Origin of the sequence: Aquirufa ecclesiirivi (genome assembly GCF_011250515.1) — a bacterium.
GTDB classification, from domain to species: Bacteria; Bacteroidota; Bacteroidia; order Cytophagales; family Spirosomataceae; genus Aquirufa; species Aquirufa ecclesiirivi.
Genome location: NZ_JAANOP010000004.1, coordinates 1 through 23,523, shown reverse-complemented (window position 1 = coordinate 23,523; position 23,523 = coordinate 1). Strand labels below are relative to the sequence as shown.

Here is a 23,523-nt window from a genome sequence, read left to right as displayed (position 1 = left end):
AACACAATCTTGTTAAAATGGCTTAGGGGCATATGCCCATAATGGGGTAAAAATAACCAAAGCATTGAGGAATTCAAATGAATTTTTGACATAAAAAAAGCGAACCTGTTGGGTTCGCCTTTTTTTTAATTCAATTTCTCTATTTTACGTAGAAAGAAACTGATGTTTTGTCCCAATCCAAGGTCACCTGACCCGTTTCTGAAACGCCAATGGTGAACTGCTCTGTTTTAGCATGCTCACTTGGTTTAGCCGTTACGCGCAAGGCATCTTTGTCTGCTTTGTATGTATAAGCTCCCCACATTTTTGCCTCTTTATTGAAAATAATTGTCCACTCACTAGGACCAGGGATGGATAATAAAGAATAAACACCTTTAGCTAATGGCTTACCTTGAACTAATACATCATTTGAAAATTCAATGGTCGTAGCTTCATTTGCACCCGTTCTCCAAACCTCTCCGTAAGGAACTAAGGCTTTTTGTTCTTTGGTACCAAATACCAAACGGCCTTTCACTGATGGTTTAGCGTACTTAATCAACACCTGGGTATTTCCCACTTTTTGAGAAGCTACAGCTGGTGGCGAAGCAGGGCTTTGTGCCAAGGCTCCAAAACTTATAATACAAGAAAGAATAACAAGAATTTTTTTCATGGTAGTGTTTGTTAATTTTTAGACCTACAAATTAAGCCAATAATTTAATTTTAATACTATGGAACGATTTCTAATATGAAAATTCTCAGGTAAATAGTTGTCCGTATATACCAAAAACAGGTCTGAAGCTGGTTTGTAACGCCATTGTAAACGAGCGTTTAAGTTCATATTCTTGGTTTGTTGGTTCAACTGAAAGAAGGTGGTTAAAAATAACTTGTTCGTAAAGGTAATGTCCACTTTAGGTCTAACAATCCAAAATTCCGAGGCTGAAATGATTTTTTTTGTACTACCATCTGCTTGTAATACAGGTACTTCTACTCCCCAAATATCATTGTAATCCAAAGCTACTGAAATCCCGACATGTGGCTGAAAACGATATCCTAATTCACCCGTAATACCTGTTCTATATCCATTGCCATAATAACCTCCAAAACGAGAAGTCATGGAGTAGGTAAACAATTTAATAGGGGAAGAGATGTATCCCAAACCCACCGATCTCCAAGTGTGCTCAGACCCTTTTTTCATGGGAACATTTCCCATACGGGTGGGATCGAAATCATATAATAAACGAACGTAGTCGTAGCCATGGAAAGCAGAGAAGCTCGACTGATCTTTCATTCTCCCTTCTAAGGCTACATAGGTTGTATTATCTGTCAAACCTCCCGAATTATTCCAAAAACTTAAGCTATTCAATCGAATTTGGGCATAAAACAAGGGGCTTATTTTACTTTTTGGGTAATATATTTTCCCTATTTCTGGGTTGATATTGGTATAATTTACACGAGGTACATAGCCCACTTCAGGATTATAGCTTTCGCCTACCCATTGATGTTTCCAACTCATGATCCAGTTATTGTCTTTATATGCTAAAGAAGCAGCATGAGCAAAATTATTGGCTTTGGCATCTGGGCTAATCGACTGGTAATAAAAGATTTTACCTGTCCAAAAATTATTGGATGAGGCCAAATTATACTCCACTCCAATGTTTCTATTGAATTCAGCGAATCCATTTTGACGCTGCAATTCCGTATCTATGAAGGATTGTTTATTGATCATGAATATACCGATATTGGAACGAGCAAATAGTTTTCTTTGCAAGGCCACCATGGAATAGTTTTGTGTAGGAACCCCTTTATCGTCGATCCGCTGAGATTGCACATTCAATAATCCGATTCTCCAGTCGTTGGTTAATTTACCACTCACGCGAGCGCCATAAGTAATAGGAGTTTGTTCATAAATCCCTGTTCGGGTGTTTAAAGCCAAACCAATCCGACGAGAGAAAAATGGTCGAATGGTTTCCGTTCCAAAGCCATCAAACAAATCGGAATTTTCAATGAAGAACTGGCGTTTTTCTGGATAAAATAATTCGAAACGATCCAAATTGGTTTGCTGTCGATCCACATCCACTTGTGAAAAATCTGGATTGATGGTTAAGTCCATATTCATACTGGAACTTAATGCCACTTTAATATCTCCTCCAATCTGTTTTCTAAAGCTCGTAGGGTCTTGAGTTTCATAATTATTAGTTAACCCGGATAAGACATAAGGAATCACTGAAATATTTTGCTTGGGAGCTGGTGGAGGAGTTTCCCATAATAAAACCCCAGAATAAGCTAATGAGGCCGTAGGGAATTGCCTAGGTACAGGTGCCCATGCCGATTTCTCCTTGGCTTGTAAATCCAATCGACTGAAATTGATTCCCCAGCGAGTACTGTTGTTTTTGTAACGAATGGACTTAAAAGGAATGGCTGCTTCCCAAATCCAAGATTCTTTATTGTAGGAGGTAGAAGACTCCCATTTATTATCCCAGTTCAAGTTAACTTTGGCTCCTTCCGACATTTGTCCGTCCCACTGTGCACCGGCGGCATTGGCCCCAAAGGAAAAACCCGTGGTTTTATCATCAAAGGTGTCAATAAAGACCAAAAAGTTATCGTTTATTCCAAAGCTAAAATCGCGCTTTAGTGATTCTACCACATAGCGAGATTGATCTTTCAAAAAACATTCGGCAGAGATGTATAAGTATTTATCGTCATAGGTCATGCGAACGTCGGTACGGACATTAGAACATAAGGTATCTGTCGGGTTACACATCACAAAATCACTCACTTTAGCGGCTTCTAACCAAGCTGCTTCATCTAGCTTGCCATCCATTTTAAGGGACCCTTTGGCTGGCTTGATGAGCATTTGAAATATTTCGTTTCGTTTGGCGGTTTGAGCTAGAGAAGAAAAAGTTGTCAGCGTAACTAATAAGAGGAAAAGTTGCTTCATATATGGTTTTTGTAAATCAATCAAGCGCAATTTAGCCAAATTAAACGGAAGCCTAGGTAGGTCTTATGGGGCAAAGTCTGGCGGAACATGGAAATAATTCTAGAGTTTTTTTTAATCCAATCGACAAAAATCCTTTTGCTTGTTTTATTTTTGTAGCTAGTACTACATTATCGCAACGAATTATGGGAAGAGCTTTTGAATTTAGAAAGGCAAGAAAGTTTAAACGCTGGGGTCAAATGGCCAAAACGTTTACAAAAATTGGTAAGGACATTGTTATAGCTGTGAAAGCTGGTGGAGCAGATCCCACTGGAAATTCGCGCTTAAGAGCCATCATTCAGAATGCGAAGGCAGTGAATATGCCGAAAGACAACGTGGAACGTGCCATTAAAAGAGCTATTTCGAAAGATCAAGAAGATTATAAGGAGATTGTTTACGAAGGATACGCGCTGCATGGCATTGCTATTTTGGTAGAAACCACGACGGATAATATCAATCGTACGGTAGCGAACATTCGCTCTTCTTTTACCAAATGTGGCGGTAGTTTAGGAACCCAAGGAATGTTGGATTTTATCTTTACCCGCAAATCAGCTTTTAAAATTGCTTCCAAGCCCGAGATTGACTTAGAAGAGTTGGAGTTTGAATTAATTGATTTAGGAGGAGATGAAGTGTTTTTAGATACAGAAACCAATCAAATCAATATATATGGCGAGTTTACGGCTTTTGGTGCTATTCAAAAATACCTTGAAGAAAAAGGGTATGAATTGTTAGGGGCTGATTTTGAGCGGATTCCGAATGAGACAAAAGAATTAACAGATGAACAAGTGGCGGACGTTGAAAAATTAATTGAACGCTTGGAAGAAGATGATGATGTTCAAAATGTTTACCACAATATGGGCTAAACCAAGCCTTAAAAAGCACCTAGCATTAGGTGCTTTTTATTTTTTAACCTCTTGCAGCTTGTTGGGTCAAGTCCCGACTTATCAATTTCAATCTTTAAGCGGCGTGAACACCGCCGCTCAGTCCTATTTAAAAAAACAACTCGTAGGAACTAAAGGGTATGCCGATTTTAATCTGCAAATACTCCTCAAAGAATTCGACTTCCAGTCGAAGGATACATTCAAGTTCCAAGCCGAAATTTATGTCAACCGTGATTCTATTTTAGGTCCACAATTATTGTATACTTATAAAAGCCAATTTAAAACTCAAGGCTTTAAAACAAAATCAGGGCATTGGGAAGAAATGGCAAAATTAAGTTCGCAAAGTCTAAGTTCGCAATTTGCTATTTGGTGGAAGAACAATTGGGGTAAAGACCCCAAATTAATCCAAGAGGTTAGGGTGGAATTTTTACCGGATTATGTACCAAAGGCCATGGATAAGGACACGGTATTCTTTGGACAAAAAAAATTAGATTGGACCGATTTTACTGCCAAGCCTTATCCGGGGTCTCGTTTTGCAGCACAAATTTTTAGCAACTTTGAGTACCATGCGGTACCCAGAATAGAACAAGGAATACTCTACTTACCGATACAAATAAAAGTATATATGCTTCGCTCCTATTCGTGGAAAAAGGAAAATCTTCCTGATAGGGCATTGGACCATGAGTCTACCCATTTTAAAATTACACAGCAAGCTGCCTATCAGTTTAAAGAACAAATCAAACAAAAGAAATTAAGACCACTTTGGTATGAAAGCGAATTACAATGGTGGTTTTTAGATGCTTATCGCTGGATGAACAGCATGCAGAAAATGTACGATGAAGGCACGCAACATGGCATCAATGCCTCAGAGCAAGAAAAGTGGAACGAGAGATTTAAATAATTAGTTAAATTTCTAAATTATAGTTCTACTTCAGATAGATATGCTTTAGCTTTCTTCGCATCAAATCGGTATAAATACGGTGCTTTATGAGCCCCTCCTAGATAACGCTTCTCTAGTCGGACCAAAATATCCATGCTTAAAATCTTTCTTTGGAAATTAGTACGCACCAATTTTTTACCTAAAATAGTTTCATAGACCTGTTGTAATTCCGACATAGTAAAGGTCTCCGCCAGAAGATTAAAGGCCAGTAATTTTTGATCCAAAGACCAGCGTAATCTTTCTAAAGCTTTATCGATGATAGCGCGGTGATCCAAAAACATAGTAGGAATTTCGTGAATATCATTCCAAGAAAACATATCAGACATTTGGCCCAAACTCACATTGACTTTAGAGAAATCAACCAAAGCATAATACCCAATAGAAATATAGCGATCAGAAAGAAAGGATGTATCTACGCCTGATTCCCCAATTTTCTCTTGAATTTTAGCATGTTGTTGGATAGCCCCTTGGTTTCTTTTGACATCCCCAAACGTATAAAACTGCTCCAGGTAGATATCTTTTAAACCTGTTCTTTCAAACAAGACTCTACTTGCGGCTTGATCAATATCTTCATTGGATTTCACAAATCCACCTGAAACAGACCAAACATCCGTATTCTTGAATTTTAAAAGGAGCACTTTTAGTTGATTTTCATGAAACCCGAAAATCACACAATCCACTGAAATATGAGGTAACCAATTCACTCCAGAATATTCCTTCGCCATAAACGTATAATTTAGGGATGTTTTTGGATAAACTCATGAATTTGCTTCACGAATAGTAGGTATCCCTTTTCATTTAAATGCAAACGATCTGCCACAAACACATCATCCATTAAACTGCCATCGGCACGAAAAAAGGGGCTCTGCATATCGATATAAAAACGTCCTTTCTCTTTGGAAACAATTTGTTGAATTCGGGAATTCAACTCTTTTTGCTTTTCCAACATGTTTAATCGGGCTAAACTTGGTCTAGCAGCAATAAACACCAATTGGGTGTTTGGCAATTTTTCTCTCAGCCTCCTAGAAAAATCAACAAATTCTTGGGCGATAAATTCTGGACTTTGACCTTTGGCTAAATCATTATCGCCTTCGTACATAAATACCCAAGCTGGTTGGTACTTGACTACCATGCGGTCGAAGTAATACAAGGCTTCTTCTAAGGTAGAACCACCAAAACCACGGTTGATGGAAGGATAGGCTGCCATGTCTTGATCAAAACTTTTCCAGAGTCTAAAGCTGGAGCTTCCCAAAAACAAACGCAGGTTTTTAGCTGGCATAGCCAATGAATCTTGAACTTCATAGGCCTTTATTTCTTTTTCAAATTTGTTGATTTGTGCAAAAATGCTGGTGCTAATAAGTAAAAAGCAAGCCAGCAAAAGTTGTTTTTTCATGCTTATTCGTTAGGATAGACTAAACCTATCTGTTTTCTAATGTTATCTAATAATCCCATTAACTCTTGACTAAACTGATGTGTCATCCATTTGTTTTCTAGTCGACCTGCACGTAAATCCGCCTGCACTGCTTCGGCTTCATAGGAATAACCCCAGCCCTTGCGTTCACAAGCAAATTCTTCTACATCTCCATTTTCTAAAGTCAACGTGATACCAAAGGTCTCGTGGAAGCGTGAATGCATCAATATTTTACCTTGACTCCCATAAATAGCGCATGTGGTGTCCGTCTGTGCTGCTAGCGTAGAAAATAAGGTTGCCGTTGCACCACTTTCATAACTCGTTGCGATGGAACAATTCATATCCACTCCCGTAGGTGCCATGGTTCCAGTAGCTAATAAGGTTTTAGGCTGTCCTAAGAGTAATTTGGAAATAAATAAAGGGTAAATTCCAATATCCATCAAAGACCCACCCGTTAAAACGGGGTTGAATAAACGACTCTCTACATCGTATTCCGCTTTAAATCCAAAGTCGGCCGCCACATGGCGAATTTGACCAATCTTACCTGACTCGATGATCTCCAATACTTTAGCCACTGATGGATGGAATCTGGTCCATAATGCCTCCATTAAAAACAAGTTCTTTTCTTTAGCTTTTTGTATCATTTCTGAGACTTGTCGGCCGTTTACCGCAAATGCTTTTTCGCATAAAACGGGGATTCCAGCCTCTAAGCACAACAAGGTATGAGCATGATGTAAACCGTGTGGAGATGCCACATATACCACATCAATCAATCCACTGCTCAGCATTTCTTCATAAGAGCCAAAGGCCTTTGAACCAGGATAATGAGAAGCAAATTCTTCTGCACGATGTATATCTCTGGAGGCCACAGCTGTGAGTTGGGCATCCGACACAAAAGCTAAATCATCAGCAAATTTGCGTGCGATTTTTCCGCAGGCGAGTATTCCCCAACGGATGGAATTTCCAGGATTAATCATTTTCTTCTAATTAAATAGCGTTCAAGGCTTGTATCAATGTCTCCACTTGTTCACTAGAAACAGCAGGGAAATTAGCAATTCTTATTTGTGTTTCTTTCATTTTGCCATATCCAGCACCCACGATCATTCCAGAGGCATCTTTCACTTTCTGAATGACAGTCCCGGCTGCCTCTTGGCAATTCAATACAACAACGGTTTGAGAACGATGCGACTCGTTTTCCACAAAGGCTTCAAAACGATCTGATTTCTTCGCAAAATCATAGAGTGCCTTCGCTTTGCGATCGATTTCCTTGCGGATTTGGTCTACACCGATACGATTAAAATCTTCAGCCACTTTACCCAATACATAGATACTCATGACATTGGGAGTCTCTGGCGTTTCAAATTTTTTATAATTTTCCCAAAGGCTGGGTAATGAATGGTAGGTACCTATCACCCCTTCGTGCTTTTTCATTCGCTCTGCTTTCTCCAACATGGCCTCATTGGCTATCCATACCCCTAAACCAGCAGGCATACCAAAAGCTTTTTGAACCGAGAAGAAAGCCGTATCCACTAAATTAAAATCTAGATTGGTATAAGGTGCAGAAGATACCATATCCACCGCCAAGAACTTATCCTTATTGGCTTTTTTCAGTTTATGGATTTCTTGAGATCGCATTTGCACGCCAGAGCTGGTTTCATTGGCAGTTGCACAAATTAACTCAGCGTATTCGGAGACTTGCACATCAGAAGCATCAAAACCTTCACCAAATGGCTTGTGGGCAGCATGTGCATATTTATGTAGTTCTTGAGCAAAATCAAAAAACTTTTTAGAAAATGAGCCATTCACTAAGTGAAAACACTCATGCTCCACCGTATTCATGATAATACGCTCCCAAATTTCTGTTGCTGATCCCGTAAAAAGTATGGCATTGTTTTGCTTAGGTAAATTAAATAAAGTCCTCAATTGCTCATCGGCATGTTGGTAAATTTTCCTAAACTGAGCTGAACGATGCGAAATAGAACCAATGGACAAGCGAAAAGCCTCCTCATAATGTTTTTGAACAGTAGGATAAAGTGCCGCTGGGCCAGGGGTAAAAAATACGGGCTGCATCATAAATTTTAATAAAGCATTCTAAACTTAATGGTATTCTCAATCAATTTCAATTCATTGACTATTTCTTCGGAATATTCTTTGGCTACATCGGTAATCACATAACCCGTTTTTTCCGTTGTTTTCAGGTATTGACCAATGATATTAACCTGATATTTAGCAAACACATTGTTTATTTGTGCCAAAATACCTGGCATGTTATGGTGTATATGCAATAATCGATGTGCATTTTCCAATGGAGGTAATTGTAATTCAGGGAAGTTCACTGACCCATAAGTACTACCATTGTTCATAAACTGCAACAATTTAGCCGGCACAAACTCGCCAATATTCGCTTGGGCTTCTTCTGTAGAACCTCCAATGTGCGGAGTCAGGATAACATTGGGTAAACCTCGTAGCTCATTCACAAATTCCTCATCGTTGGTCTTTGGCTCATAAGGGAACACGTCAATCGCAGCTCCCCATACTTTACCTGACTTAATGGCTTCTACCAAAGCAGGGATTTCAACCACATGACCTCTTGAGAGATTCAAGAAAATCACATTGTCTTTCATCCAAGAAAACTCTTGCTCACCAATGATGTTGCTATTCACCTTTCTTCCATCCACATGCAAACTCACAAAATCTGCCAAGTTCAATAATTCTTTCAAACTCGAACATTTTTTGGCATTTCCTAAAGCCAACTTATCTACGGTATCGTAGAAAAACACTTCCATCCCTAAAGCCTCAGCGATCACAGAAATTTGAGTACCAATATTTCCGTAACCTACTAATCCTAATTTCTTTCCACGAATCTCGTAAGAATTTGTCGCTGATTTATCCCAAACACCAGCATGCATACGTGTGGATTTCTCGAAGATATTACGCGTCAGCATTACCATTAAACCAATGGACAATTCCACTACAGAGCGTGTATTGGAATAAGGAGCATTGAAAACAGCGATACCCCGATTTTCACATTCCGATAAATCAATTTGGTTTGTACCAATACAGAAAGCGCCAACACACATTAAGCGAGCGGCATTGGGATGTTCTAATACTTTTTTAGTCAAATTGGTTTTGGAACGTAAACCTAGAATAGACACGTCTTTGATTTTTTCAATCAATTCCGCTTCATCTAACGCTCCTTTTAGCAATTCTACTTGGAATCCTTCTTTCTTAAATGCTTGTACTGCATGAGGATGCACGTTTTCCAAAAGGAGAACTTTAATCCTAGATTTTGGATAAGACTGAGCGCGGCTCAATCCATTGATATATAAAAACTCATCTAATGAGGGCACCACGTGGTCAGCTTTCTCCACCACCACTTTGCGAGATACGTTTTCCGTAAAGGCAAAAAACTTATTGGCTAAACCCGCCTCACGCAATTCATAGTCGGTATACCCATCTCCAATCACATAAACTTCTCCTTCTAATTGCAAGGATTGCAAAAGGCTTACTTTACCGCGGTCCTTCGATAATAAATTATCGTGATCATAGCCCGTTATATTGCCTTCAGCATCGTAATTAAAGGTATTGGCAAAAACATTGTCGGCCGCTATGCCTAATTCTTGAACGACAGGTACGATGAAATCCTTAAAACCGCTAGAGACAATTAGAATTTGCTCCGCATGTTCTTGAATAAACTCTTTATTTCGATTGAAAGAATCAGAAATTTTACCTTTTAAGAAAGTGATTAGTTGATCTACGTGGCTACGGTTGGCCGACAAAAGGGCAACACGATCCCGCAATGAATCAGCGAAAGAATAGGAACCTGTCATCCCTTTTTCAGTAATTTCCCGAATTTTGGAGACAATCTCCTTCTGTTTCGGGTTTCCTTGTAAGGCGATATTCGCCAATTCATCTAGCCCTTCAACTTGGGTAAAAGTGCTATCAAAATCAATCACAATGTGCAATGGCTCCAACTGTTTATTAGACATAATTAATCGTTTCTTTATTCAAAAACCAATTCATTGCCCGTTGTTCCGACCACAAGGTTCCTCGATAATCTGAAGGATAGAATCCACAATGCCCACCTTGAGTGGGTAATTCCAAAAAGACATTTTCCCAATTTGATGCCTGAGATGCGGGAAGGCATTCGGGCGATAAAAATGGATCATTTTGGGCATTCACTACCAAGGTAGGAACCTGAATTTTATCTAAAAAATACAGCGAGCTATTTTGTTCGTAATAGTCTTCCGCATCTTTAAAACCGTGCAATGGACCCGTAATTACATCATCAAACTCCCTCAATGTTTTGATTCTTTTCAGAATAGCCACATCGACAGCCGTGGGAAATAGCACGGCTTTTTCTTTTGCTTTAGATAGAAGAGTTTGTAAAAATCGATGAGTGTAGAGTCCATTTTCTCGTCGTGCCAACTTTCGGCTACTACTTGAAAGGTGCAAAGGTACGGAAAATGCTACAGCTTTTCGAATCAAATTTGGATGATTTTGCCCCTGTTCACCTAACCATTTTAAGGTGAGATTTCCTCCCAAACTAAAACCTGCCAAATAGATCTGTGTAGCACCTCGGTTAACACAGGTTTGAATTACTTCTTCTAAATCATCGGTAGCACCGCTGTGGTAAAAACGCAGCTTCGTATTCATCTCACCAGAACAAGATCGGAAGTTCCAGGCCAAGGCATTGAAACCCCGAGCGATCATGGTTTTCACCAGTCCTCTCACATATTGCGCTTGACTGCTTCCTTCTAAACCGTGAGAAATAATGAGTAAAGGCTTGTCTGACAAAGGTCCGTCGACATACCAATCTAGATCTACAAAATCCTGATCGGACAAAATCAACCTTTCCCGATGTGGAATCAGTTGGGTAATTTTGCGAAATAATGCCGTATACATACTTTGTGTATGTCCTTCGGGTAACCAAAAAGGAGGCTGGTAGCTAGGATCTGATTGAATTAAAGGCAAGGCATTAAATAAAAAAGTCAGGAATTAATTCATGGTCCCCTAAACTAGGATTGACTTTATAGACATCAAAGTCCGTGTAATTGGCCGCACGTAAAACCTCTTCATCAATAAAAAACTGACCCGTGGTGCTGACGTGATTTTGCTTAAATATCTCATAGGCGGCGTCCGCCATAATACTAGGTTTTCTAGCCCGATCCAACATATCTGAATTCCCCACGGCAAATTCAATGGCTGCGGTAGCTATGATGGTTTTAGGCCAAAGAGAATTGAAAGCGACTTTATTTTTAAACTCAGCTGCCATACCAAGCGTACACAACGACATCCCAAATTTGGCCATGGAATAGGCCACATGGTTTTCAAACCAACGGGCTTCTATATTTAGAGGAGGCGAAAGCGTTAATACATGGGGATTTTTCGACTTCAATAAATGGGGCAAGCAAGCTTTGGAAGTCAAAAAGGTACCACGGGCATTCACTTGATGCATTAGATCATACTTCTTCATGTCGGTCCAAAGGGTCCCAGTCAATGAGATAGCGGAGGCATTATTCACTAAGATATCGATCCCTCCGAAGGTCTCCACGGCTTTTTCTACGGCTTCAAAAACATGATTTTCATCACGAATATCTAAGACCAAAGGCAAGGCTCGACCACCTAAACGCTCAATTTCCTCGGCCGCAGAAAAAACGGTTCCTGGTAATTTGGGATGAGGTGTAGCCGTTTTGGCGGCAATAACTACGTTTGCACCCACAGAAGCCATTTTTTTGGCAATCTCAAATCCGATACCCCGTGACGCACCGGTAATAAAAACTGTCTTGTTGCTGAAGTCCATCTTGTGTTATTTAAACTTTGTCTAATTTACTATTTTCTTGTCAAGACAGTATATAAAATAAATTTTGGTTTGTACTTTTGTTAATTATTTTTCAAAACCACCGAATGTCAATTCCGTTTAAGTCTATTAGTATATCTCATCGCTCTGCTCCTCTCACGATTCGTGAGCAAGTGGCATTAAATGAGGAAGAAAGTAGAGCCTTTGCTATTAAATGTAAAGACCTTTTTGGATTACAAGAAATGTTGATTGTATCTACCTGCAATCGTACAGAGGTGTATTACAATACTCCAGAAGATATTTCCAGTGATTTAGTTAAGAGTTTATTGATTGAAAAAGGCTTGCATCAAACCCAAGAATACACGCCTTATTTCCATCATGAAGCTGACGCGGAGGCATCTTTAAGGCATTTATTTGAGGTGGCTACGGGTTTACAATCCAAAGTGGTAGGTGATTTACAGATTCCCAATCAAATCAAAAAGGCATATCAGCAATCGGCCGATTTAAATTTAGCAGGTCCGTATTTGCACCGTTTGATGCATACCATCTTTTATGCCAATAAACGTGTAGCACAAGAAACTTCGTTCCGTGATGGAGCGGCTTCTGTTTCTTATGCGACAGTAGCTTTGGCAGAAGAGTTATCTCAAGCTATTGCTCAACCGAAGGTGTTAATTTTAGGTTTAGGGGAAATTGGTTTGGATGTGTGTAAAAACATGGAGGATAAAGATTTCGCAGAAATCACCATCATGAACCGTACCTTGGAAAAGGCGGAAAAAATTGCCCACGATAAACCTTTCCGTGTGGCTCCTATCGAAGATTTGTGGAAGGAAATTGCACAGGCAGATATCATTATCTCTTCCGTGCGCAATCAAGATCCCATCATCACACAAGCAGAATTAAAGAAATTATCTATATTGACTTTCAAGTATTTCATTGACCTTTCGGTTCCTAGAAGTATTGAAGAAGGTATTGAAAAAATATCAGGCGTATTACTTTATAACATTGATACGCTGAAAGAACGGGCAGATGAAGCCTTGCGTATTCGGATGGCATCTGTGCCCGATGTTCGTAGAATCATCGATGAGTCCGTGATTAGTTTCAATGATTGGTCAAAAGAAATGGAAGTTTCACCGACCATCCATAAATTGAAAAATGCGCTAGAGCAAATCCGTAAAGAAGAAATCAATCGTCACTTGAAAGGTCTTAATCCTCAAGAGGCTGAAAAATTGGAAAAAATTACGGCTAGCTTGGTTCAAAAAATCATCAAACAACCCATCATTCATTTGAAAGCTGCCTGTAAACGAGGTGAATCAGATAGCATGGTAGATGCCTTGAATGATTTGTTCAATTTAGAGGCTTACGAGGAGGTTGATTCCAATTCTCCTATCCAATAATTTCCCATGAAATCGGAGGTTTTACAGAAACTGGCTCGCTACTGTGCCTATCAGGAACGCTGTGTTTGGGAAATACAAGTCAAAATGGGAAGCTTTGCTATCTTACCTGAAGATCAAGCCACGTATTTGGATTGGTTGGAAGACAACAATTACCTCAATCAGGAGCGCTTTGCCAAGCTCTTTGTTCGATCCAAATTCAACCAAAAATCTTGGGGCAGAAATAAAATTAAATTTGAGCTTAAACGATTACAAGTGAAAGCCCCTTTGATTCAAAAAGCCTTGGAAGAGCTAAAAGAACTCTCTTATGATGCCAGGCTGGAATCCATGTTGATTGAAAAATTCAACCAAGTAAAAGACCCCAACGAATGGTCCAAGAAACAAAAGTGCTACCAATATGCGCTAAGAAAAGGATTTGAGCCCGATTTAATTTCCCTGTACATTCAGCAGCTTAATTAAAAAACTCAAATCCATTCTCTTTATTTCGCTAATCGATTGATGTACACGAAAGTTCTAATATTCGGATACTTTCCAAAGAAATCAACCATATAATAATAAGTCCCATCAGGCAATCGCCCATCGTTGGTCAAAATTCCTATGGTTTTATCCGTTAAACCTCCCCAATTATTCTGATAATTATCCATTTCATAAACGACCTCTCCCCAGCGGTTATAAATTACTAATCGATTGGGTTGCATCCTAAATATCCCTGGGATGACAAGCACATCGTTTAACCCATCTTGATTGGGTGAAATAGCCTGTGGTGCAAAAATCTCGCAAATGCCTGAATCCACCCGATTATCAATTCCATCTTTGTCACAATCTGGTAATCCTCCATAATTGATGTCATTTTCTAAGGCGTCAATTATATCATCATTGTCATCATCTGTATCTCGGTAATCTGCAATTCCGTCTACATCCGTATCCAAGGGTTGTAATGGATTAGGACCGGCCTCTACCGTATCCGTTAATCCATTGTTGTCAGAGTCCACATCTCGGTAATCAGGAAGCAAATCTTGATCTGAATCTAATGGAATTAGGACATTAGGCCCGACTTCCACTTGATCAGGGATGCCATCATTATCAGAATCCACATCTCGAAAATCTTCTTTCCCATCTAAGTCGGTATCCCAAGGGTGATTCACATCTGGACCAACTTCCCACATATCGGGAATCGTATCATTATCAGAGTCAAGATCTACATAGTCTGGGTAACTATCACCGTCCGTATCTACTGGATTTAATGGATTCGAACCCGCCTCTACCCGATCAGGAATACTATCTCCGTCAGAATCCAGATCACGGTAATTGGCTAAGCCATCTTGATCGGTATCTACAGGAATGACAACATCAAGCCCCGCTTCAATAGAATCAGGAATCGTATCATTATCTGAATCCAAATCTCTAAAATCTTCTTGACCATCCTTGTCTGTATCCAAAGGATTTTTGGGGTCTGATCCAGCCTCAAGAGCATCAGGAATACCATCGTTATCCGAATCTGTATCGCGGTAATCCGAAGATCCATCGCCATCACTATCCACCGGTTTGGTTAAATCTTTCCCTGCTTCTAAACCATCCAACATACCATCGTTATCAGAATCTGTATCTCGATAATCTACTCGTCCGTCTCCATCAGTATCCAAAGGTTTACTCGAATTAGGACCAACTTCTATGGCATCTAAAATACCATCATTATCAGAGTCAACATCGCGGTAATCGGGTTTTCCATCAGCATCGCTGTCTATAGGCTGCAAGAAATTACCTGCTTCCACTGCATCGGGGATGCCATCGTTATCGGAATCCAAATCTCGAAAATCCTCTTGACTATCTAAATCACTATCGATAGGATTTGTGGGGTCCAATCCTGCCTCCAATTCATCCGACATTCCATCTTGGTCTGAATCCAAATCTAAATAATCAGCATTACTGTCTAAGTCGGTATCTACAGGTTTATTCAGGTTTATGCCCGCCTCTACCGAATCAGGTATCGTGTCATTATCTGAGTCAAGATCTCGATAATTCGCTTTGCCATCACCATCCGAATCCACTGGTTTGCTAGGGTTTAATCCTGCCTCCACGGCATCTGGAATTCCATCATTATCCGAATCCACATCCAAATAATCCGCCTTCCCATCCATATCCGTATCCACTGGATTAGTCGGGATTGGTCCAACTTCTACGCTATCCGGAATGGTATCATTATCTGCATCAGGGTCTTCAAAGTCATATAATCCGTCCGAATCACTATCTCTAGGTTGTTGACAATCTCCTGCTTCTTGTGTATCCAACATGCCATCATTGTCCGAATCCAAATCTCGAAAATTCGGAATTTCATCCCCATCCCCATCGGCTCCCAATTCGAAACGATCTGGGATACAATCATTATCTGAATCCAAATCTAAAAAATCCGATGTACCATCAGAATCAGTATCTATGACCCTAACATATTGCCCACGGTCGTCCCATCCATCATCTAAATCGTCTTTCATTTGTTGACACGTGGCACACTTATTTTTACCTTCCCAGGCATCTGGTATACCATCGTCATCTGAATCCAAATCCAAGTAATTTGGAATGCCATCCAAATCATGATCTACATTTCGCTCATCTTGATCTCCTAACCAATCCCCATCTGAATCTAAATCACGGTAATTGGGAAAACTATCCCCATCTATATCCTTAGTCCCCTCCTGGGCATCCAAAATTTGATCATTATCGGAATCAAGATCAACATAATCCGGCTTAGTATCATTGTCTGTATCGGGTATAGGAGCTGGTTTTCCGCCAAAGCCTGTTTCTAAGAAATCCGCCAATCCATTTCCATTGTTATCTGGCAATAGTCCATTTTTATCCACACGGCCATCGTAATTATCATCCAGATTCCCGCGGGCATTGTTACTGGCTTCCCATGCATCCATGATGCCATCATTGTCTGAATCCAAATCCAAATAATTGGGAATTCCATCTCCATCAGGATCAAATTCTGCTTCAATGGAATCCAATATCCCATCATTATCCGAATCTAGGTCTAAATAATCGGCATGTCGATCTCCATCTGAATCTCGATTCTTTTCTCGTTCATCGGGAATACCATCACCATCTGAATCAGTATCTCTGGAGTTCACTAAGCCATCACCATCAAAATCTTGACAGTTCCCTTGCAGCGTAAATGTTTGATAGCATTCCATAGAATTGGGGATTCCATCTCCATCAAAATCTGCCATCAACATTTCAATCAGATTACTGGTAATTTGAATACCCGAACTGCTTTTGAAGGTAAAAAATCCTTTCCCCTCAGCACCTAAGTATAGCATCTTCAAGGCACTCAAATTCGCTATTCCCTGCACAAAATCGCTGGAATTAGTGAGTTGATCTCCACCGGAAAGGCCAAAGATAAATCCGGGTAAAGTACTCGTTACTTGAATAGGCTGTAAGGCTGCGTTAAAATCAGTAATAAGATTCCCATAAGCGTCCAAGGCACTCAATGTATTTACACCCACAAATGGCGTTTCTGTGGTTTGAGGGCTAGTCATTTGCAAATCAAACTTGGCCAAAGGTCCTGCTTTTACCATGACAGGCAGCATACTCGAAATTAACGTATCTTCCAAAATTTGAACTTGAATCTGAGCCAAGGAAGCATGGAATAATTTCATGGATACTTGGGCTATTCCTTCTACAAAATCCACATTCGTTACCGAACCAAAATTTCTGATTTGTGATTGATTGTCTAGAACCTGCGGAAAAAGAACAGGGTTGACCGAGTTCTGAGCTCCACTAAAAAGTAAGCTTTTGGTCCCAGTATAGGTATCAACTAGCTCCCCCAAATCATTCAAAACTTGTAGGGTAAGAAATTGTGAGCTGCCCGCCACTTGAATCGAATCGCCCGATAAATGTATTTGAGAAGGCTTAATGAGTTCCGACAAAATTTCCATTCTGGCCTTGGTTCCCAAACCTGTTACAGGCTGAAAAATCAAAGTATCTGAACCTATATTACCCGTATAAGTTATTCCCAGTTGGGTTAAATTAGCTCTCCCTAATTGAAAATCGCTGGAACTCGTTAATCGATTTCCTCCCGATAGGCCTGAAATCACTCCCCCTTGATTAGAACTGATGGTGATCGGATTTAAGGATGCATTAAATGAGCTTACAGGATTATCATATTCATCTTGGGCTATCAACGTATTGAACCCGTAAAATGGTGTTTGATTTACTTGTGGACTTTGTAATTGTACGGCCAACTTTTGAAATGCTTTGGCCGAAACCTGTACTCCCAATCTATCAGAACCTTTGGTCTGAATATATACATCCTGAGCACTAATAGAATCCAAACCAGATTTGTAAATCAACAGATTCACTTGGGCAATACCATTGATAAAATCGACAGGGGTATTTTCTCCAAAAACAACTCCATTCACCCGTGATTTATAGGTTGGTGCAGAGGATGAATTAGTTCCAGAAAATACCAATGGCTTGTTTCCTGTATAATCCGTAACGATCGTTCCATTTTTGGTAGTAGCGCGAATGGTGACCGTTTGAATCGTTCCTGCCACCTGACTAGCGCTTCCATTAAGAATAAATTTAGAAGCTTGCCAAGTATTTAATATGTTAACTTTAGCCGTAGCACAAATTCCCGTAGGAAGATAACAAACCTGATAAGTCAAAGAAACAGAATCGGCATCTGCCAGCGTAGGTGTATAAGTCATGAGGCCTGTAGAAGCTTGAAAAGCAACATTGCCCAAAGCCGTACCTGAAATCTTAGTAATACTTAGATTTGAACTTGGTATAAAATCATCATTACTTAAAATATTAAGCGATATGGGACCTGCATTAAAATCTTGTTGGATGACATCATCATTGGCCAAGGCAATCAAAGGATTGGGATCTGTGCTATTGGGATTCCCATCATTATCTAGGTCATCATCACAAACATTTCCTAAGCCATCGTTATCCGTATCTAATTGATTGGGATTATAGGTACTGGGGCAATTATCTTCAAAATCCACTAAACCATCCCCATCGGTATCAGTCACATCTTGATAGATCAAATTGGAAAAATAAGTCTTTTGACTGAAACCGACGGATTCTACTCCAACATTGACTACGCTCAATTCTGCTCCCGATTTTAACATATTTTGAGAATAGGCATAGTGATTTAGTGTAAAATTGCTTGCGGTATTATTCTGTCCAATATCATAACCTAGTCGGAGTGAACCTGTCCCATAAAAAGTACCTCCCGTTACCAAAGTGGAATAATTGGTAATCACACCTGCATTAAAATTGGGGCCTATCCTCTGCATGGTGCTCGTAAAGCGCATCGTACGATTTTTTACGATTCTAAAAGCCCGTCTCAAAAGCCCATGATCAAAGAGCGTAGGACTTAAGTTTTCGATCACTACTTTTCCTGACTCTTGGTAAATTTTTGAGGATCGATTTGCTAGATAAAAGGCATGTAAATCTTCTGGGTAATCGAATAAATTAATTTGATGCCTTTTCTTAACTGTGATGGTATAGGAATCCAATACTTGATGATTGGCATCTTGCATTTCGATGGTCAGATTCACCTCATTTTGATTGCCTAGGATGGAATAAGGAATTTCGTTATTCCCATGTTGGCTTGATGAAACGATGACATTCCCTTTTTTAATCACATACCAATTTTGGTTATTTAGGTAGTTGATACTTCGAATATTAATGCGGACCGTATGAAAAGGAGATAAAAACCAAAGTAAGTTTTCATAGCGAATTAGTCGATCCGCATGAATGGGCAAAGCATTCAAGGTAGCTTCGGCGGAAGCGTTTAGGTTAAATTTGACTACATTTTTAAAAAATGGCAACAAATTGGTTTGGGTACAAGAGGCCGTAGCGAGTGCGATATTACTGAGCGCATCTTCAATACTATTGACACGAGGCATTTTTCTTAATTCAAGAAAGAATTTGGGGAAAATGGTCGACTTACCAAAGGTGTCAATAATACCTTGCAGGAGCCCTACCGACTTCCAAGCAGGTTCATCATCCGTATTGGTACCCGTTCCTCGATTGTAATCATTGTATCCGATACGATCCCATTTTGCCCAAACATTATAGGGATTAGCTTGCAAATCATTGATATAGCCAATGAAATTCTCCTTAAACCACTGAATATTGATGAGCGACTCATTATAGCGTCTTTGATCTGCATCAGTAATAATTTGATCAAAGGCATAAGCGGTAAATAAACTGGCAAAGGCCTCCGCCATTCCTCCATTTTTCTCGTTGGAATTTGGAGTAAAAGGGAATAAAACTTTACTGCTAAAATCAAAGAAATTTCGCCCAAATTCATATGCTAAAATTACATCACGGTTAACATTGGTATTATTTTTTAGATTGAAATATATATGATCAAAACCACTGACTTCAATTCCTTTGGCTCCTACCAATCCACAACCAGAACCACAAGAAGGAATGCCAAAAAACACACTGGTTTTATAGCCAAAATTGGGGTTACCTCCTGGAGGTTCGTAGCCTAGCGTATTTTTGTAAAATTCATAAAGCGCATCCGTTCTTTCCACTAATTTGGCCATGGTCTGAGAATCGGCTAACTGCTCATTCGAGATTTTGCTCTTATCAATTCGTAAAACAACATATCTGCCTTGGATCGTCCAAACAGGGATTTGTCGAGCATCAAATGAGAAATAGATATCTTCCGTTACTTCATATTGATTCCCGTTGCTTGGGTTACTGACATTCCCTAAAACGACTTGAGTCACTAATTTATCAGAAGGCAAGTCGCTACCTATGGATCCGTCATGAACCTGAATGGTATCCTTTGCTGATAAATTGTATAAAATCATTTCAAGGGTTGCGGAACCTTCAAAAAACTCAATGGGAGTATCATTACCAAAAGGGATTCCCTGAGCAATGGCTATGGTACCTGAAATACCTGTGGCGGCTGATTCTAAAAAATGTAAGGTTTTGATTCCAGAGTAAGTTCTTACTAAAACACCCTGTGCATCTTTAGCTTGAATTTTGATAAATTGACTTTTCCCTGAAAAATGTAAATTTGAACCGGTAATGACCAAACGTTCCTCTGGACCAGCAATCTGTATACTGCTAGTTGAGGTACTTATCAAACTCGATTCAAAAGTCAATGAAAAAATAAAACTAGGTGCATAGGGTTCTGCTTGACTATTTTGCAATTTCTGAGCTTGCTTAGCAGAATTGATCCATTTTTTGGCACTTTTGGAGGCTATCGATGGACTATAATAGCTCAGTCCTAAAGCTGTTAAATTGGCTACTCCATGCACAAAATCTGTTGATTGATTTAATATATTTCCTTTTTCAAAGCCCAATCCGGTGATTAGGGCATTGGCTGTGTTAGATACCGTAACGGGAGTTTTAGATGCATCAAAATCAAGGCAAATATTCCCATAAGCGTCTTTAACCGTTAGCGTATTTATACCTACAAATGGGCGAGCATTGGTTTGTGGACCGCTAATGTTGGAAACTATCTGGGCTACTTTTTTTGCTCTTACTTGAATTGCCCATGAATCTCCAGCAATGGCGCCCGTATTCATGGATTCTCTTGTTGTTAAAAGAGCGGTTTCAGCCAAATACAAGTTTATTTTTACACGGGCTTTTCCACCCGTAAAATTGACAAGTATAGGCTTCCCAAAGTATCCTTGCGTATTACTTAATGTGTCTTGAATAATTGGAACATATTGATTCGCTATTGCATTTCCTGCGCCAAAAAACAAGAGTGATTTATTTCCTTGATAATCGGCTACCAGTTCATTGTTGGCATTAAGAGCTTGAATTTGAAACCATTGTGAGTCTCCCGCTATTTGGGTTGAATTACCTGAAATATGCAAAAATACCGATTGGGGAGATTTAACTAGTTGAACAGGATTACTAGTTGCTGTAATTCCTGTTTTAGCCGTAAAAACAAAGCTCCTATTCCCCTCTAAGCCTGTGTAATAAAAGCCCAGCTGACTTAAATTCGCTACACCTTGAATAAAGTCTGTCGAGCGAGATAAGATTTTCGTGTCTCCCAAACTCTTCAATCCAACACTGCCTTCGCTTGTCAATGAAAGGATAATGGGATTATTCGCTGGATTAAACTCCAAACAAATATTGCCATATTCATCCTGAGCGGTTAAGGTATTTGTTCCAGAAAATATTTGCCTGGTATATTGGGGACTCGTTAATGCAGGGACTAATTGATATAAATCCGATGCTTTAACTTGAATAGTTAATTTGTCTTGATCCAAAGGTATTTCACTGGTTCCTAATTCTCTAGCTCCAATACTAGCCAATTCTGCCCGATACAATGACACTTGCGCTCGAGCGACACCTTGTTCAAAATACAAGGATGTTGGTGTTCCAAATGGAATAGGTAAATTCAAATTATTATAGACAATTGGACTAGCATTTTGAGTAAGAGTACCATTTGCTCCAGAAAATACCACTTTCATAAATCCATTAAATGTGCTTAAAGCATTTCCTAAAGTATCCTGAATAGCCACAGTTAGTACTTGACTTCTTCCTGCCACTTGAATAGATTCCCCTGATATTTTAAAGCGATAATTACTTTGTTTATTGGGGTATATCACGACCAAAGCACTTTTTACTTTAATGCCTGAAGCCGTTGAAAATGTAAAGCTTCCTTCCCCTGCTTCTCCCAAATAGTTAAATCCTAGTGTTTTCAGATTAGCAATCCCTTGGACCAATTGTGTGGCTTGATGGATGACAAAAGGGGAATTTCCCCCCAATCCTACTACGATCCCAGGAAGGTCTGTACTTACTTTAATAGGATCTAATGCGGGATCAAAACTAGTAGCTACATTCCCATAAGCATCCAGTGCCGTTAATAGATTATTCTCTCCAACAACTTGATTTATTTGAAACTGATTTTGCAAGGATAATCGGAAATTTTGAAGGGGCCCCGCACTAACCTGAATCCCTAATGGGCTACTGACTAAAACTCCATTCGAAACAACAATGGATGCCTGCTCTGCCTTATACAAAGTCAAATCCACCGATGCTACTCCTTTATTAAACAATACAGCTAGACCTTTATTGAATATCCCAATTGCATATCGACCCTTGACTAAGGGATTCAATACTGGATTTAAAGAAGTATTGGCCCCTGTGAAAACAAGATTTACATCCGAAAAACCTCCCTGAAATTTTGTATCCACATTCCCATAAGTATCTACCGCTTTTATGCTCAAAGTCTGGGAGCTTCCAGCTTGTTGACTTGATTGACCACTTATAACAAAATGAGTAGCAGCATTAGATTTTACCTGAATTGAAAACGCTGATTTGGCTGATATGCTACCATCACTTACCTGGATATTCGCCGTTTCCACTTGGTATAAAATCAAATCAACCTGAGCCATTCCGTTCGTGAAAACCACCTGAACTGGCTGGCCAAAATCTACCGCAGAAACACTCGGTTTACCTATTTGGTTGGTTGTAGTACTTGCCCCAGAAAAAATCAGTGTTTTTGTTCCTGAATATTCAATAGCCTCATTCCCATAGGCATCTAAACCTTTTATACCCAAAGTCTGCGTTGCTCCAGCTTGTTGGGTCGCAGTTCCACTAATCACAAAATGAGTAGTTGAGCTAGCATTTACTTGAATCCCTAATGGACTACTGACTAAAACTCCACTCGATACAACAATGGATGCATGCTCTGCCCTAAACAAAGTCAAATCCACCGATGCAACTCCTTGATTAAACAAAACGACTAAACCTTGATTGAATGTCCCTTTTATATATCGACCTTGAACTGAAGGATTCAATACTGGATTTAAAGAAGTATTGGCCCCTGTGAAAAGAAGATTTACATCCGAAAAACCTCCCTGAAATTTTGTATCCACATTCCCATAAGTATCTACCGCTTTTATGCTCAAAGTCTGGGTGCTTCCAGCTTGTTGACTTGATTGACCACTTATAACAAAATGAGTAGCAGCATTAGATTTTACCTGAATTGAAAACGCTGATTTAGCTGATATAATACCATCACTTACTTGGATATTCGCAGTTTCCACTTGGTATAAAATCAAATCTACTTGGGCTATTCCGTTTGTAAATACAACCTGAACAGGCTGTCCAAAATCGATTCCAGAGACACTCGGTTTACTAATTGGGTTAGTCGTAGTACTTGCTC

Annotated in this window: 14 protein-coding genes; 4 read left to right on the top strand and 10 right to left on the bottom strand. The window is 39.6% G+C overall.

Going from position 1 to position 23,523, the window contains the following annotated elements; genetic code table 11:
- Positions 1-139: 139 nt before the first annotated feature.
- Both G9H65_RS06800 and G9H65_RS06795 read right to left on the bottom strand, forming a co-directional pair.
- The gene (locus G9H65_RS06800) at positions 140-646 is read right to left on the bottom strand and encodes a DUF2911 domain-containing protein (RefSeq protein WP_166374599.1); all 507 of its coding nucleotides are present in this window, start codon (positions 644-646) and stop codon (positions 140-142) included.
- Between the two features lie 24 nt (positions 647-670).
- Complete coding sequence (locus tag G9H65_RS06795; protein WP_166374598.1) at positions 671-2,914, bottom strand: DUF5916 domain-containing protein; 2,244 nt, start codon at positions 2,912-2,914, stop codon at positions 671-673.
- Between the two features lie 182 nt (positions 2,915-3,096).
- Here G9H65_RS06795 and G9H65_RS06790 point away from each other — a divergent pair, with 182 nt between their 5' ends.
- Both G9H65_RS06790 and G9H65_RS06785 read left to right on the top strand, forming a co-directional pair.
- The gene (locus tag G9H65_RS06790; protein ID WP_166374800.1) at positions 3,097-3,813 is read left to right on the top strand and encodes a YebC/PmpR family DNA-binding transcriptional regulator; all 717 of its coding nucleotides are present in this window, start codon (positions 3,097-3,099) and stop codon (positions 3,811-3,813) included.
- Positions 3,791-4,732, top strand: a complete 942-nt coding sequence (locus G9H65_RS06785; RefSeq protein ID WP_166374597.1) for a hypothetical protein — start codon at positions 3,791-3,793, stop codon at positions 4,730-4,732. The genes G9H65_RS06790 and G9H65_RS06785 overlap by 23 nt, the downstream gene beginning before the upstream one ends.
- A gap of 17 nt (positions 4,733-4,749) precedes the next feature.
- Here the strand turns inward: G9H65_RS06785 and G9H65_RS06780 are convergent, their stop codons facing one another.
- From G9H65_RS06780 to G9H65_RS06750, 7 genes are read right to left on the bottom strand one after another with little or no spacing between them, the layout of a single operon-like run.
- The gene (locus G9H65_RS06780; protein WP_166374596.1) at positions 4,750-5,496 is read right to left on the bottom strand and encodes an NUDIX hydrolase; all 747 of its coding nucleotides are present in this window, start codon (positions 5,494-5,496) and stop codon (positions 4,750-4,752) included.
- Between the two features lie 11 nt (positions 5,497-5,507).
- Complete coding sequence (locus G9H65_RS06775; protein ID WP_166374595.1) at positions 5,508-6,164, bottom strand: GDSL-type esterase/lipase family protein; 657 nt, start codon at positions 6,162-6,164, stop codon at positions 5,508-5,510.
- Between the two features lie 2 nt (positions 6,165-6,166).
- Positions 6,167-7,159, bottom strand: a complete 993-nt coding sequence (locus G9H65_RS06770; RefSeq protein ID WP_166374594.1) for a Gfo/Idh/MocA family protein — start codon at positions 7,157-7,159, stop codon at positions 6,167-6,169.
- 10 nt (positions 7,160-7,169) lie between these two features.
- Positions 7,170-8,252, bottom strand: coding sequence for an aminotransferase class V-fold PLP-dependent enzyme (locus tag G9H65_RS06765; RefSeq protein WP_166374799.1), 1,083 nt, complete (start codon positions 8,250-8,252; stop codon positions 7,170-7,172).
- An 8-nt stretch (positions 8,253-8,260) separates the two neighbouring features.
- Positions 8,261-10,171 carry a phosphoglycerate dehydrogenase gene (serA, locus tag G9H65_RS06760; protein ID WP_166374593.1) on the bottom strand — a complete coding sequence of 637 codons (1,911 nt, stop codon included), beginning with the start codon at positions 10,169-10,171 and terminating at the stop codon, positions 8,261-8,263.
- Complete coding sequence (locus tag G9H65_RS06755) at positions 10,164-11,156, bottom strand: YheT family hydrolase (RefSeq protein ID WP_166374592.1); 993 nt, start codon at positions 11,154-11,156, stop codon at positions 10,164-10,166. Before G9H65_RS06755 ends, serA begins: the two co-directional genes overlap by 8 nt.
- A 4-nt stretch (positions 11,157-11,160) precedes the next feature.
- Positions 11,161-11,985: an SDR family oxidoreductase gene (locus G9H65_RS06750; RefSeq protein WP_166374591.1), complete on the bottom strand. Its 825-nt coding sequence runs from the start codon at positions 11,983-11,985 to the stop codon at positions 11,161-11,163.
- Positions 11,986-12,089: 104 nt separating this feature from the next.
- Between G9H65_RS06750 and hemA the strand changes: the two genes are divergently transcribed.
- On the top strand, positions 12,090-13,376 hold the full coding sequence (hemA, locus tag G9H65_RS06745; protein WP_166374590.1) for a glutamyl-tRNA reductase: 1,287 nt from the start codon (positions 12,090-12,092) through the stop codon (positions 13,374-13,376).
- A 6-nt stretch (positions 13,377-13,382) separates the two neighbouring features.
- The gene (locus G9H65_RS06740) at positions 13,383-13,832 is read left to right on the top strand and encodes a regulatory protein RecX (RefSeq protein ID WP_166374589.1); all 450 of its coding nucleotides are present in this window, start codon (positions 13,383-13,385) and stop codon (positions 13,830-13,832) included.
- Between the two features lie 20 nt (positions 13,833-13,852).
- Here the strand turns inward: G9H65_RS06740 and G9H65_RS06735 are convergent, their stop codons facing one another.
- On the bottom strand, positions 13,853-23,419 hold the full coding sequence (locus tag G9H65_RS06735) for a T9SS type B sorting domain-containing protein (RefSeq protein WP_205753263.1): 9,567 nt from the start codon (positions 23,417-23,419) through the stop codon (positions 13,853-13,855).
- Between the last annotated feature and the right edge of the window lie 104 nt (positions 23,420-23,523).

Bases quoted from the DNA above. Each gene is read 5' to 3' on its own strand.
- G9H65_RS06800 (WP_166374599.1), bottom strand. From the start codon at position 646: ATGAAAAAAATTCTTGTTATTCTTTCTTGTATTATAAGTTTTGGAGCC.
- G9H65_RS06795 (WP_166374598.1), bottom strand. From the start codon at position 2,914: ATGAAGCAACTTTTCCTCTTATTAGTTACGCTGACAACTTTTTCTTCT.
- G9H65_RS06790 (WP_166374800.1), top strand. From the start codon at position 3,097: ATGGGAAGAGCTTTTGAATTTAGAAAGGCAAGAAAGTTTAAACGCTGG.
- G9H65_RS06785 (WP_166374597.1), top strand. From the start codon at position 3,791: ATGTTTACCACAATATGGGCTAAACCAAGCCTTAAAAAGCACCTAGCA.
- G9H65_RS06780 (WP_166374596.1), bottom strand. From the start codon at position 5,496: ATGGCGAAGGAATATTCTGGAGTGAATTGGTTACCTCATATTTCAGTG.
- G9H65_RS06775 (WP_166374595.1), bottom strand. From the start codon at position 6,164: ATGAAAAAACAACTTTTGCTGGCTTGCTTTTTACTTATTAGCACCAGC.
- G9H65_RS06770 (WP_166374594.1), bottom strand. From the start codon at position 7,159: ATGATTAATCCTGGAAATTCCATCCGTTGGGGAATACTCGCCTGCGGA.
- G9H65_RS06765 (WP_166374799.1), bottom strand. From the start codon at position 8,252: ATGCAGCCCGTATTTTTTACCCCTGGCCCAGCGGCACTTTATCCTACT.
- serA (WP_166374593.1), bottom strand. From the start codon at position 10,171: ATGTCTAATAAACAGTTGGAGCCATTGCACATTGTGATTGATTTTGAT.
- G9H65_RS06750 (WP_166374591.1), bottom strand. From the start codon at position 11,985: ATGGACTTCAGCAACAAGACAGTTTTTATTACCGGTGCGTCACGGGGT.
- hemA (WP_166374590.1), top strand. From the start codon at position 12,090: ATGTCAATTCCGTTTAAGTCTATTAGTATATCTCATCGCTCTGCTCCT.
- G9H65_RS06740 (WP_166374589.1), top strand. From the start codon at position 13,383: ATGAAATCGGAGGTTTTACAGAAACTGGCTCGCTACTGTGCCTATCAG.